Source organism: Flintibacter sp. SJQ-8 (assembly GCF_054108085.1).
Window position 1 is genome coordinate 565,676 of the sequence record NZ_JBPJWR010000016.1, and the last position, 11,501, is coordinate 577,176.

Genomic DNA, 11,501 nt, shown 5'->3' on the forward strand with positions numbered 1-11,501 from the left:
TTTTCTAAAGGTTCTGTTATTTTTTCGTCGTTTTTGATTCTTTTCGGCGTTGTACTGGTTTACTTTTCCCTTTTCACCACAAACCAGACATTTTTACATCTTTGTCTAAAATGCTCGTGAAAGAAAGATAGTCTTTGACTGCATTTTCACAATCAAAGGCTATCAAATCTTCGTCTAATTTTCGTCGATGTGATTCCTTGCGCTTCAGGGCCTTCCGGCGCAAACTGCCCCGTCAGCGCGGCCAGCTTTTCCCGGGCGTTTGCCAAACCAAGCCGCTGGGCCAACTCGGCCCCGGTTTCTCCCGCTTCCGGGATGGTCCATATCCGCTGAATGTCGTTCTCCAGGCACTTCTCACTCAGGCCGCCGGTGGCCGCTGCCCCCTGATAGTTCTCTGGCAGACGGACAGACAGCCGGGTCCCATAGGGCTCTACCGCCTGGCTGAGCTGGGCGAACAGGTCCTCCACCGACTCCGCAAAGCGCCCGTCGGCATAGGAGCCGTTTTTCACGATCTGGTCCAGCTTGCCCTGGGTGGGGAACCAGCACTGGTCCAGCATGATCTCGTCAAAGCCCAACTGGGCCAGCTCCCGGCACAGCCCAATGAGATAGCTCCGGGCCTTCTCCGAATCTGGATTCAGCCACCGCAGCCCCAGTTCGTCCCGCCAGTTGCCGTAGCTGGCCTTTAAAGCCACGCTGTTGTTCTGATAGGGCACGGTGTTGTCCCGAAAGGCGCACACCCGGGCAATGGTATACACGTCCCCTCGGTTCCAGTCCTCCAAAGCGCCGTTGATGGTCTCATCCCCGGAGGACACCCGGGCAGCCAGGCTCTCCTCGCTCCGCCAGGCCAGATCGCCCTGGCTGTCCTTCATCTCTAAAATCAGGGCGTTGGCCCCCGCCTGCTCCAGCCGGGACCGGGCGGTGCCATCCTGCACCGCCGACAGGGGCAGCTCCACCGCCCGCAGGGCCTCGGTCTCGTCCGCCCCAGGTTTCTGGGCGCTCTGATCCTCACCGGACTGGTCCCCCTGGGGGCGGACCTCCAGGCTCACATCGCCGGGGTCTGGCTTCTGGTCGTCCTTCTGGTGGAAAAAGGGCAGCTCCAGCCGGACCCCCTGGTCCCGAAAGACCAGATAGCGCTGGCCAAACACCAGCACCCCCGCCAAAATGACCACCAGCACGGCCAGAATGGCCGCCACCCATTTCAGGATATCGTGAAAGGTCCTGCGGCCCCGATAGCCGCCGTATCCGCCGTTTCTCCGGCCCATGGTCCGACCTCCTTTGTATCGCCGCCGCCCACTAATAAAAGGGGCGGGCATATTTGATTCCATGCATCAATATCTATTGGAATGATAACAGCTTGTATCCCCGTTGTCCAGAAAAAAATGTCCCCGCCGAAAAAATCGGCAGAGACAGTAATAATAAGAGCCTTCCCCTGGGGCCGATTCCCCTTGTCAAGGGGAAATGTCCCGAAGGGACAAAAGGGATAGGGAAGGTGGCGCGGGCGAAGCCCGTGACGGATGAGGGGAAGGCCATCGTTCTCCTCCCGCCTGTTTTCAGATCACCATGCCCCCGTCCACCGGAAGGACCTGGCCGGTGACGAAGGCAGACTGGTCAGATGCCAGATAGAAGATGGCCCGGGCCGCCTCCTCCGCCCGGCCGATGCGGCCCAGGGGGGTCTCCTCCCCCAGGGCGTCCATGTCCGCCCGGGACAGGTGGGCGTTCATCTCCGTGTCGATGACCCCGGGGGCCACGCAGTTGACCCGGATGTGGGAGGGGCCCAGCTCCTTGGCCATGGCCTTGGTCAGGCCGATGACTCCGGCCTTGGCGGCGGAATAGGCCGCCTCGCAGGACCCGCCGGTGATGCCCCACATGGAGGAGACGGTGACGATACTGCCCTGCTGGCGGCGGACCATGTGGGGACAGACCGCCCGCATGGTGTAGAACACCCCGTCCAGGTCCACCCCCATCACCTGCCGCCACTGCCAGTCGGTGGTGTCGGTGAGCAGCTGCTGGGGCAGGGCGATCCCGGCGCAGCAGACCAGGGCGTCCAGGGGACCCATAGACGCCGCGGCCTCCACCAGAGCGTTGGCCTGGTCGGGATCGGACACGTCCCCCTCCAGGGCCACGGCCTCCACGCCCCCCGCCGACAGCTCCGCCGCCAGCGCCAGGGCCTGGTCCCGGCTGCGGCAATAGTTCAGGGCCACGTTCCAGCCCTCCGCCGCAAACACCCGGGCAGTGGCCGCCCCGATGCCCCGGGAGGCCCCGGTGATCAAAACATGCTTTGCCATGATTCCCGCCTCTTTTGTTTGAAATTTTATGATACCCGCCCTTTGTCAGGACGGGTATCGGAAAAAGTTATGCAAAGACCACTTGGACCAGGACCATGTAAAGGCCGGTGGCCCCAAAGATGGAGATCAGCTCGTTGCCCTTCCACAGGTGCAGCACCACCGCCGCCACCCCAGCAACGAGAGAGGGCAGCCAGCCCCCCAGGGTGGTGAAGGTCACGCCCTTCAGACAATAGACGATGAGCATGGCGATGACCGCCGGGGGCAGCACCCGGCCTAAGTACAGCACGATCTTGGGGGCGCTGTCCCCCCGGCCAAAGAGGACGAAGGGCAGCACCCGGGTGAGAAAGGTCACAGCGGCCATGACCAGAATGGTGGCCACGGCCTGACCGGTGGTCAGTGTCATACGCCCACCTCCTGCTTCTTGCCCGGCTTGGGCAGGGTGTCGTCCAGACGGGGACGCAGCAGCACCAGACCCAGGACAATGACACCCAAGGCAGGCAGCAGCATCTCGCCGGCCCCCACCAGCATCAGGCTGGCAATGGTGGCCACAGCGCCCAGCAGCACAGGCAGGTGGCTCCCCGCCGCCTTCCACTGGCCCACAGCGATGACCAGGAACAGGGCGGTCATGGCAAAGTCCACGCCGGTGGTGTCCATGCCCAGAGCGGCCCCCACCAGGGAGCCCAGCACCGAGCCCCCGATCCAATAGATGTGGTCCAGCAGGGCCACGGCAAAGTAAAAGTCGTGGTCCTTCACGCCCTGGGGGGGCTTGGCGGAGCTGAGCAGGGCATAGGTCTCGTCCGTCAGGGCAAAGATCACATACAGCTTTCGCGGCCCCATACCCCGCAGCTTTTCAATGAGGGACAACCCATAGACCAGGTGACGGAAGTTCACCATCAGGGTGAGGAAGGCCACCTGGGGCAGAGAGGCCCCTGTGGCCAGCAGAGACACCCCCAGATACTGTCCCGACCCGGCATAGATCACCAGACTCATAAAAAATGCCCACAGCACATTGTATCCAATGGACTGGAGCATCAGGCCAAAAGCCATGCCGATGGCCAGATAGCCCATCAGCACCGGAGCCGTCACGGGAAACGCGGCGGCAAACGTCCTCTTCATGTATATCCGTTCCTCTCTGTCTTGCGCAGTTTCCTCCTATTCTACCCGCTTTCTCCCCGCAATGCAAGCCTTTCTTCCCCGGTCTGCTAAGATTGGGTTAAGATTGGCGATTTTCGCCTTGATTTTCCCGGTACCCTCCGTATAATAAGAATTTGATACAGTTTCACCGCCAAAGGAGGCAATTTCCATGGAACCCCTTCTGCTCATCTACAACCCCACCGCCGGCAAGGGGCAGCTGCCCGACGAGCTGGCCGCCGTGCTGGATGAGTTTACAAAGGCCAATTGGCTGGTCACCGCCTATCCCACCCAGGGGAAGGGGGACGCCGTCCGGGCCGCCCGGGAGCTGGGGCCCCGCTTCTCCCGCCTGGTGTGCGCCGGAGGGGACGGCACCCTCAGCGAGACGGTCACCGGTCTGATGCAGCTGGAGGACCCGCCCATCCTGGGCTATATCCCCTTCGGCTCCACCAACGACTGCGCCGCTAACTTAGGGCTGCCCCGCATCCCTCGTCAGGCCGCCGCCATCGCCGCCGGACAGGGGGTCCCCCGGCCCAGCGACATCGGCAAGCTCAATGGCCGCCCCTTCGTCTATGTGGCCGCCTTCGGGGCCTTTACCAAGGTGGCCTACGAGACGCCCCAGGACCTGAAGAACACCTTCGGCCACCTGGCCTATGTGATGGCGGGCATCGCCTCTCTCCCCTCCATCACCCCCTATCACATGAAGATCGAATACGACGGGAACACCCTGGAGGACGACTTCTATTTCGGCATGGTCAGCAACGCCTATTCCATCGGTGGCATCCGCCTGCCCACCAGCGAGCACGTGGTGCTGGACGACGGGCTGTTTGAGGTGGACCTGGTCAAAAAGCCGGTGAGCCTGGCCGACGTGGCCAACGGCTTTCAGGCCCTGCTGGACCAGAACCAGCCCAGCGCCGGTTCCCGCATCCACTTCAAGGCCTCTCACCTCACCTTCACCTGTGAACAGCCCATCCCCTGGACCATCGACGGGGAGTTCGGCGGCAGCGAGTCGGTGAACGAGATCGTCAACTGTCAGCGGGCCCTGACCATCATCCGGGGCAGCTGAAGCGCTTCCAGTTTGATTTTTACAAAAGATCGCCGTACAGACGGGCAAGTCTGTACGGCGATCTTGTTTTGTGTCGGCGCGTTACTCTTTCACCAGGATATCGGACAGGTCCACCTCCTGGGCGTCGGCCCACAGGCGCTCCAGGTCATAGAACTTCCGGGCCTCGTCGGTGAACACGTGGACGATGACGCAGGAGAAGTCCATCAGCAGCCAGGCCCCGTCCCGGTGGCCCTCGATGTGGTGGACAGTCTCGCCCTGCTTCTCCATGGCCTCCTCACAGGCGTCGGACATGGCCTTGACCTGGGTGGTGGAGGTGGCGGTACACAGCACGAAGTAGTCGGCCAGGGTGGTCAGCTCCTGCGTCTTCAGCACCTTGATGTTCAGTCCCTTTTTGCTGTCCAGGGCCTTGGCCAGGCCCACAGCCATCTCATAAGAAGTCAATTCGTCGTTCTCCTTTGATCGTTTTTATTTTTAAGCCGCATCGGGCACGTCCTGGGACACGGGGTCGGTGGACGGCTCAGGCTGGGGGGTAGGTTCTGGGGTAGGTTCGGGAGTAGGCTCCGGTTCCGGGGTCGGCTCGGGCTCCGGGGTGGGCTCGGGCTGAGGGGTGGGTTCCGGGGTCGGGGTCGGCTCTGTGCTGGTCTGACCGCTGTTGTCCTTCGGCTCCTCCGGGGTGACGGGCTCGGAAGTGTCAGCGGGTTCCTCCTGGCTGGGTGTGGTCGTGGTGGTGTTGTTCTTCCCGCCGGAGGTGCTGGGCTTGCTGCTGCCGCTGCCGGAGGAAGAGGAGGTGGTGTTTCCGCTGAGCAGCAGCTTCCCGCTGGTCACGGCCAAGGTACCGCTGCCGGTCTTATACACCAGCTGCAGGTCGCTGCGCTGGATGTCCTGGTGATAGGGGTTCATGTGCTCGTTCAGGATCTGAAGCAGCTCGTCCGGGTCCAGGGTGACCAGCGAGGCCCCCTTATACATGAAGGAGCTGCCCAGAGGGGCGGTGGTGAAGTCCACATCTTTCTCCGCGTCCATGCCGCTGGCCAGCTGGGCAAAGGCCAGGATGTTGCCCACCGTCAGGTCGGTGGTCACGTTCTGTGAGAAGATCTTGGCCAGCTCCGGCACCTTCAGCAGGGTGGCGGGCTGGAGGCACTTCTTGGCCGCCGCCTTCAGGAAGGACTGCTGGACCTTCAGGCGGCCCACATCGCCGTCGGAGTGGCTTCCGTCGTTGTTCTTCCGGTGGCGGATGACCTGCATGGCGTCGTCGCCGCTGAGCAGGCGCAGGCCCGCCTTCTGGTGGATGTGCAGGTCCTGGCCGGGGGTGGGGTCGTCATAGTCCATGTCGAAGGGGACGTCGAACTCCACGCCGCCCACGGCATCCACCAATTTTCCGATGGCCTCCCACTCCACGATGACATAGAAGTCCGGGGTAATGCCCGTCAGGTGGGCCACCTCTTTCTTCAGGGCGGCCATGCCGTTTTTCACCTGGGTGCTCTTGTCCTTGCCCTTGTTATAGTTATACACCGCGTTCAGCCGCTTGCTGGTGGTGCTCACGTTGACCATGGTGTCCCGGGGCAGGCTGAGACCATACATCTTTTTGTTCACCGTGTCATAGGTGAGCAGGATCATGGTGTCCGTGTTGCCCCCTCCGGCGGTGTCCTTGCCCACTAAGAGGAAGGTATACACCCCGTCCTTTCGTCCGCTCTTGGCCACGTCGGGCATCTCACCGCTGACGTCGCCGGACAGAATGTCCCCGTTTTCGCTGTCCACGCTGGGCAGCTGGGGCACCCGTATCCAGCTTTGCAGAATGAAGAAAGCCGCGATGATGACCAGGGAGACGATCACCGCCGCCTGCAACAGGCGATAGCGGATGCGCTCTGCCCGGGTAAGCCCGGCCACCCACCGGCGGTACTGGGTCCAAAGGCCCGTCTTTTGATGGGGCTGTGCCATCCGCCGCCCTGATCTGTTTCTGTACTCGTTCATGTTCTCAGTCCTCTGTGGTAACTCCGTGCTGGCGCAGCCAGTCTCTGGCTTGCAGCGTGTTTTTGTGGATGGGGACCTGGCGCTGCTGCATCTCCTGGATGGTCATTTCCACTCCCAGCAGCATGGCCTTGTCCAGGTCGGTATAGGCCAGATGGCGCAGGCGCTCCACGCCGTCAAAGTCCCGGTTGGGCTCCATATAGTCGGCGATGTACAGCACCTTCTCCAGGGTGGTCATGTCCGCCTTGCCCGTGGTGTGCCAGAAGATGGCGTCATACACCGCCTGGGGCTGGCCGAACACTTCCCGGGCGATGCAGGCCCCGGTCTTGGAGTGGAGCAGCTTCACGGCCTTCTGCTCCAGCTCGTCCAGCTCCACCCCGTATTTTGCGCAGATCTCCAGCTGCTCGGGCAGTTCGTAATACTTGGTGCAGTCGTGGAGGATGCCCGCCCGGCGGGAAAGCTCCGGGTCGGCGCCCCAGCGCTGGGCCAGCTTCACCGCCTCCTCCTCCACGCCCATGACGTGGGGGATGCGCTTGGCCCGCATCATGGAATAGGAGCAGGCCCGCAGCTGCTTCAGATCCAGCCGGGTCAAATCGGCATTGGTGCCGTACAGCCGGTGCATCAGGATGTAGCCATAGACGGAGGGCAGCAGATACTTCCCGCCCCCGCCGTTCTCCAGCTGCTCCCGCAGGCGGGTGGAGGAGATGTCCACCAGCCCGGGCAGGGTAATGGTGGTGATCTTCGCGTCAAAGTTTTTTTGCAGATACTCCCGCTGGGGGGCGAACATGGCCTCCCCGTCCTGCTCCGTGCGGCCAAAGGCGCAGATGCCAGCCAGGGACAGGATGACCTCCGGCTCGTGCCACAGGTGCAGGGTGAGGAACATGTCCGTGCCCATGAGCAGCCACAGCTCCGCCTGGGGATAGGTCTGACGGATGGCGCGCAGGGTGTCGGAGGTATAGCTCTTGCCCTCCCGCTCCAGTTCCAGAGCGGACACCTCCACGTGGCCGCCCATCACGTCGGCCCACTTCTCCACCATGGCCAGCCGCTCCTCCTGGGGGGGCGTGCCGCTGGGCAGGGCCTTGTGGGGGGGGATGGCCGCCGGGATCAGCAGCAGCTTGTCAAGCCCCAGTGCCGCCACCGCCGCCTGGGCCGCCGCCATGTGCCCCAGGTGGGGGGGATTAAAGGTTCCGCCGTAAATTCCGATCTTCATGTTTACGCCGCCTTTCCGGGCAGGGTCCTCCCCCTGCCCTGTTCTGTTAACGGTCCGCGGGCTTTTTCTTCTTGTCCGGCACCAGAACGATCTTGTCCTTCTTGTCCTTATTGTGGGTTGGACGATACAGGACGAATTTTGTTCCGATGACCTGCACCACCTCGCTGCGGGTCAGGGGGGCCAGCTCCTGGGCCGCCTCACGGGGGGAGAGCATGGAGTTTTCCAGCACCCGGCCTTTGATGAGCTCCCGGGCCTCCAGCGCGTCGTTGGCCTGCTTGACCAGGTTGTCGCCGATGCCGTCCTTGCCCACGATGAGAATGGTGTCGATGTTGTTGGCCAGGCCCCGCAGCTGGGCCCGCTGTTTGCTTGTCAGTTCCATAAAGTCTGTGATTTCTCCTCTGATATTTTGTTTTTTTCGTCCCGCCCGGCAGGGCGGGGCGCTGGTTTTACTTTAAATAGTCTTTCAGCTTCTGCTGGAACAGGGCCAGGGCGCGGCCCCGGTGGGAGATGGCGTTCTTCTCCTGGGCAGACAGCTGGGCAAAGGTCTTTTTCAGCCCCGGGATAAAGAACACCGGGTCATAGCCAAAGCCGCCCTCCCCCATGGGGGCGAAGGCGATGGTCCCGGGGCACTCCCCCCGGGCGGTGATTACGTCCCCGTTGGGGAAGCAGCAGGTAATCACCGAGACGAACTTGGCCGTCCGGGGCGTCTGCCCCCGCAGGTTCTCCAGCAGCAGGCGATAGCGCCCGGCGTCATCCAGCTCCGGGCCGCCGTAGCGGGCGGAGTACACCCCCGGGGCCCCGTTCAGTGCGTCCACGCACAGGCCGGAGTCATCGGCGATGGCGGGCAGACCACTGGCCTCCATGACAGCTTTCGCCTTCAGCAGGGAGTTCTCCTCGAAGGTGGTGCCCGTCTCCTCCACGTCCACATCCACCCCGGCCTGGGCCTCGGAGCAGACCTCTACCCCCAGTTCCGACAGGATGGCGTTCATTTCCGCCAGCTTCTTTTCGTTTTTGCTGGCCAATACCAGTTTCATGTATTTCCTCCTCAGCGCTCCGCCGCCCGGTCCAGGGCCCGGTTGCGGAAGGTCAGGGCCAGGTCGGTGGAGACCATGGCGATGTCAATGATGTAAAAGGCCATCACATAGGTCACGTTGTGGCCCACGATCTTTCCGGCGATGCCGCACAGATAGCCCACGATGATAAACATTTCAAAACAGACGCTCTTGCCCTTGGCGGTGCGGGATCTCAGGGACTTGGTGATGTTGAAGGGCCAGGACAGGCCGAACGTGATGAGCATGAGCATCTCGAAAACCTGTGCCATAGTTTAGCCCTCCTCCCCCTGTCGGATGGCCGCCTGCTGGATGGCCATAATGTCCCGGATGCCCTTGGCGCACAGGTCCACCAGGCCCCGCTGCTCCTCAATGGTAAAGGAGCGGCCCTCGCCGGTGCCCTGGATCTCCACCAGCTGGCCCTGGTCGGTCATGACGCAGTTTAAGTCCACCTGGGCGGCGGAGTCCTCCTCATAGCACAGGTCCAGCAGCAGCTGGTCGTTCACGATGCCAGCGGACACGGCGGCCACGCTGCCAATCAAGGGGTCCTCCGTCAGCAGACCCTGGGCCATCAGCTTTTTGCAGGCCAGGGCCAGGGCCACATAGCCCCCGGTAACGCTGGCGGTGCGGGTGCCGCCGTCCCCCTGGAGCACGTCGCAGTCGATGGTGATGGTCCGCTCCCCCAGCTTCTTGTGGTCCACGGCGGCCCGCAGGGCCCGGCCCACCAGACGCTGGATCTCGGCGCTGCGGGGGGACAGCTTCAGCTTGGAGATATCCCGGCGGGAGCGCTCCCGGTTGGCCCGGGGCAGCATGGAATATTCCGCCGTCACCCAGCCCTCCCCCTCGGGGACGTGGGGCGGGGTCTTGTCCTCTACGCTGGCGCAGCACAGCACATGGGTGTTGCCGCAGCGGATGAGACAGGAGCCCTCCGCGAATTTGTTGATGTTGGGGATGATCTCCATGGGCCGCAGCTGGTCAAATGCTCTCTGGTCGATGCGTGCCATAGTGTTCCGCTTCCTCTCTTTTCATTCTAGTATGCCCCATCCCGGAAAAGGATGAACAGCATGTAAACTTTCTGTTTTTCCCGAAAATTCGACTTTGTTTCCACATTTCCCACCCTGGCGGTGGAAAACTTGTCTTAAATCAGCGCCTGGGCAAAGTCCATGGCGTCGAAGGGCTTCAGATCGTCGATGCCCTCGCCCACCCCGGCGTATTTCACGGGGACGCCCAGCTCCTTGGCGATGGCGATGGCGATGCCCCCCTTGGCCGTGCCGTCCAGCTTGGTCAGGACGATGCCGGTGACCCCGGCGGCCTGCTGGAACTGCTTGGCCTGGATCAGGCCGTTCTGGCCGGTGGTGGCGTCCAGCACCAGCAGAGTCTCCCGGGCACAGCCGGGCAGCTCCCGGTCCACCACACGGGAAATCTTATTCAGCTCGTTCATCAGGTTCTGCTTGTTGTGCAGCCGCCCGGCGGTGTCCACCAGCACCACGTCGCTGCGGCGGGCCTTGGCGGCGGAGGTGGCATCAAAGACCACGGCGGCGGGGTCGGCCCCCTCGTGCTGCTTGACGATGTCCACCCCGGCCCGCTCGGCCCAGATGGTCAGCTGCTCGGCGGCGGCGGCCCGGAAGGTGTCGGCGGCGCAGAAGAGGACCTTTTTCCCCTCATGCCGCAGCTGGGCACCGATCTTGCCGATGGTGGTGGTCTTGCCCACGCCGTTTACGCCGATGAACAGCACCACCGAGGGGGAAGTGGACAGATCCAGCGCCCCGTCCCCCACATTCATGGCGTCGGCGATGACCCGGCACATGCAGGCCCGGGCCTCCTCCAGGGTCTTGATGCCCTCGGCGCGCACCCGGCGGCGCAGCTCGGCCACCAGCTCCAATGTCACGTCCATCCCCGTGTCCGCCAGGATAAGGGACTCCTCCAGCTCGTCATAAAAGTCGTCGTTCAGCTCCGAGCCCAGGTGTGCCAGACTGGAAAAAATGTTGATCTTTTTCAGCTTGTCAAAAAAGCCCATGATTTCTGTTCCCTTCTGATTTTGGTGTCCCTCTCAGTCACGGCTTGCGCCGTGCCAGCTCCCCCGCAGGGGGAGCCAAGGGCAATTTTCGGTCATGCACCCCTTGCCTCCCCCTTTGGGGGAGGTGCCCAGTGCGCACACTGGGCGGAGAGGGTCAGCCAAAAAATTTATTTATCCCGTCCCACGTATACCTCTTCCGTGGAATACAGCTGTCCGTTCTGCTCTGCCAGCTTGTTGACCGCCTGCTCCCGGCCGTCCACGATGATGCGCAGGCGCACGCCCTGCCACTGGTTGGACTGGGTGCGCAGGCAAAACAGCTGACTGCCCGGCTCCACGCTCTCCCCCGTCTCCGGGGTGCGGACGCGGAGGACCAGGGCGATCATGCCGTCCGGGTCCCGCTCCTCGGTGGCGGTAAAGCTGCCCGGGGACAGGCTCCGGTCCTGGTCCGGCAGACAGAGGAGATAGTCGTCCTCCTCCAGCCGCACCAGCCAGTATGCCCCGGTGTCCGGCTCGGCCTGTTCCCGGGCCTGTTCCAGCCACTGCCGGACCTCGTCCGACTGGGCCTCCTCGTCGGTGAGCAGCCGCAGGCCATAGCTCACCTGCTGGCCCTCCCGGTTGTTCAGGGCGGTGAACTGGGGCTGGACATCCTCCGTCTTGGGGATGGCCCGGCCCAGTCCGGCAAAGACCACCTTGATGCCGATGAACAGCACCACGATCAGGGCCACATAGCCCAGAATGGGCAACCAGCCGTTTTTCTTCTCGTTTTCGTTCAATCTGATTT

At 62.8% G+C, this 11,501-nt stretch carries 14 protein-coding genes; 1 reads left to right on the top strand and 13 read right to left on the bottom strand.

Features of this window, described 5'->3' with window-relative positions; all coding sequences use genetic code 11:
• Positions 1-152 precede the first annotated feature (152 nt).
• The 4 genes from ACSAMP_RS14225 to ACSAMP_RS14240 form a co-directional block, all read right to left on the bottom strand.
• A complete protein-coding gene (locus tag ACSAMP_RS14225) occupies positions 153-1,259 on the bottom strand; it encodes a putative glycoside hydrolase (RefSeq protein ID WP_457800889.1) in 1,107 nt (368 codons plus the stop codon).
• A gap of 288 nt (positions 1,260-1,547) precedes the next feature.
• Positions 1,548-2,282 (bottom strand): elongation factor P 5-aminopentanone reductase, encoded by a 735-nt coding sequence (ymfI, locus tag ACSAMP_RS14230; RefSeq protein WP_457800890.1) that lies wholly within the window; start codon positions 2,280-2,282, stop codon positions 1,548-1,550.
• 67 nt (positions 2,283-2,349) lie between these two features.
• Entirely contained in the window at positions 2,350-2,685 is a 336-nt protein-coding gene (locus tag ACSAMP_RS14235; RefSeq protein WP_457800891.1) for a branched-chain amino acid transporter permease, read from the bottom strand.
• A complete protein-coding gene (locus ACSAMP_RS14240; RefSeq protein ID WP_457800892.1) occupies positions 2,682-3,398 on the bottom strand; it encodes an AzlC family ABC transporter permease in 717 nt (238 codons plus the stop codon). Before ACSAMP_RS14240 ends, ACSAMP_RS14235 begins: the two co-directional genes overlap by 4 nt.
• A 187-nt stretch (positions 3,399-3,585) precedes the next feature.
• On the opposite strand from ACSAMP_RS14240, the gene ACSAMP_RS14245 reads away from it, so the two are divergent.
• Complete coding sequence (locus tag ACSAMP_RS14245; RefSeq protein WP_457800893.1) at positions 3,586-4,479, top strand: diacylglycerol/lipid kinase family protein; 894 nt, start codon at positions 3,586-3,588, stop codon at positions 4,477-4,479.
• An 81-nt stretch (positions 4,480-4,560) separates the two neighbouring features.
• On the opposite strand, the gene rsfS is transcribed toward ACSAMP_RS14245, so the two are convergent.
• The 9 genes from rsfS to ACSAMP_RS14290 all read right to left on the bottom strand — a co-directional run bounded on the left by rsfS (position 4,561) and on the right by ACSAMP_RS14290 (position 11,493).
• The gene (gene rsfS, locus ACSAMP_RS14250; RefSeq protein ID WP_457800894.1) at positions 4,561-4,920 is read right to left on the bottom strand and encodes a ribosome silencing factor; all 360 of its coding nucleotides are present in this window, start codon (positions 4,918-4,920) and stop codon (positions 4,561-4,563) included.
• 30 nt (positions 4,921-4,950) lie between these two features.
• Positions 4,951-6,447, bottom strand: coding sequence for an LCP family protein (locus ACSAMP_RS14255; RefSeq protein ID WP_457800895.1), 1,497 nt, complete (start codon positions 6,445-6,447; stop codon positions 4,951-4,953).
• A 4-nt stretch (positions 6,448-6,451) separates the two neighbouring features.
• Complete coding sequence (nadD, locus tag ACSAMP_RS14260) at positions 6,452-7,654, bottom strand: nicotinate (nicotinamide) nucleotide adenylyltransferase (RefSeq protein WP_457800896.1); 1,203 nt, start codon at positions 7,652-7,654, stop codon at positions 6,452-6,454.
• 46 nt (positions 7,655-7,700) lie between these two features.
• Positions 7,701-8,033 (bottom strand): YhbY family RNA-binding protein, encoded by a 333-nt coding sequence (locus ACSAMP_RS14265; protein WP_441795355.1) that lies wholly within the window; start codon positions 8,031-8,033, stop codon positions 7,701-7,703.
• Between the two features lie 67 nt (positions 8,034-8,100).
• Positions 8,101-8,688, bottom strand: coding sequence for an XTP/dITP diphosphatase (locus ACSAMP_RS14270; protein WP_441795354.1), 588 nt, complete (start codon positions 8,686-8,688; stop codon positions 8,101-8,103).
• Positions 8,689-8,699: 11 nt separating this feature from the next.
• The gene (locus ACSAMP_RS14275; protein WP_457800897.1) at positions 8,700-8,975 is read right to left on the bottom strand and encodes a hypothetical protein; all 276 of its coding nucleotides are present in this window, start codon (positions 8,973-8,975) and stop codon (positions 8,700-8,702) included.
• 3 nt (positions 8,976-8,978) lie between these two features.
• The gene (gene rph / locus ACSAMP_RS14280; RefSeq protein WP_457800898.1) at positions 8,979-9,707 is read right to left on the bottom strand and encodes a ribonuclease PH; all 729 of its coding nucleotides are present in this window, start codon (positions 9,705-9,707) and stop codon (positions 8,979-8,981) included.
• 134 nt (positions 9,708-9,841) lie between these two features.
• Entirely contained in the window at positions 9,842-10,720 is an 879-nt protein-coding gene (ftsY, locus tag ACSAMP_RS14285) for a signal recognition particle-docking protein FtsY (RefSeq protein ID WP_457800899.1), read from the bottom strand.
• 167 nt (positions 10,721-10,887) lie between these two features.
• Positions 10,888-11,493 (bottom strand): hypothetical protein, encoded by a 606-nt coding sequence (locus ACSAMP_RS14290; RefSeq protein ID WP_457800900.1) that lies wholly within the window; start codon positions 11,491-11,493, stop codon positions 10,888-10,890.
• Positions 11,494-11,501: the final 8 nt, after the last annotated feature.

Coding starts and splice junctions, on each gene's coding strand:
- ACSAMP_RS14225 (WP_457800889.1), bottom strand. CDS start 1,259: ATGGGCCGGAGAAACGGCGGATACGGCGGCTATCGGGGCCGCAGGACC.
- ymfI (WP_457800890.1), bottom strand. CDS start 2,282: ATGGCAAAGCATGTTTTGATCACCGGGGCCTCCCGGGGCATCGGGGCG.
- ACSAMP_RS14235 (WP_457800891.1), bottom strand. CDS start 2,685: ATGACACTGACCACCGGTCAGGCCGTGGCCACCATTCTGGTCATGGCC.
- ACSAMP_RS14240 (WP_457800892.1), bottom strand. CDS start 3,398: ATGAAGAGGACGTTTGCCGCCGCGTTTCCCGTGACGGCTCCGGTGCTG.
- ACSAMP_RS14245 (WP_457800893.1), top strand. CDS start 3,586: ATGGAACCCCTTCTGCTCATCTACAACCCCACCGCCGGCAAGGGGCAG.
- ACSAMP_RS14255 (WP_457800895.1), bottom strand. CDS start 6,447: ATGAACGAGTACAGAAACAGATCAGGGCGGCGGATGGCACAGCCCCAT.
- nadD (WP_457800896.1), bottom strand. CDS start 7,654: ATGAAGATCGGAATTTACGGCGGAACCTTTAATCCCCCCCACCTGGGG.
- ACSAMP_RS14265 (WP_441795355.1), bottom strand. CDS start 8,033: ATGGAACTGACAAGCAAACAGCGGGCCCAGCTGCGGGGCCTGGCCAAC.
- ACSAMP_RS14270 (WP_441795354.1), bottom strand. CDS start 8,688: ATGAAACTGGTATTGGCCAGCAAAAACGAAAAGAAGCTGGCGGAAATG.
- ACSAMP_RS14275 (WP_457800897.1), bottom strand. CDS start 8,975: ATGGCACAGGTTTTCGAGATGCTCATGCTCATCACGTTCGGCCTGTCC.
- rph (WP_457800898.1), bottom strand. CDS start 9,707: ATGGCACGCATCGACCAGAGAGCATTTGACCAGCTGCGGCCCATGGAG.
- ftsY (WP_457800899.1), bottom strand. CDS start 10,720: ATGGGCTTTTTTGACAAGCTGAAAAAGATCAACATTTTTTCCAGTCTG.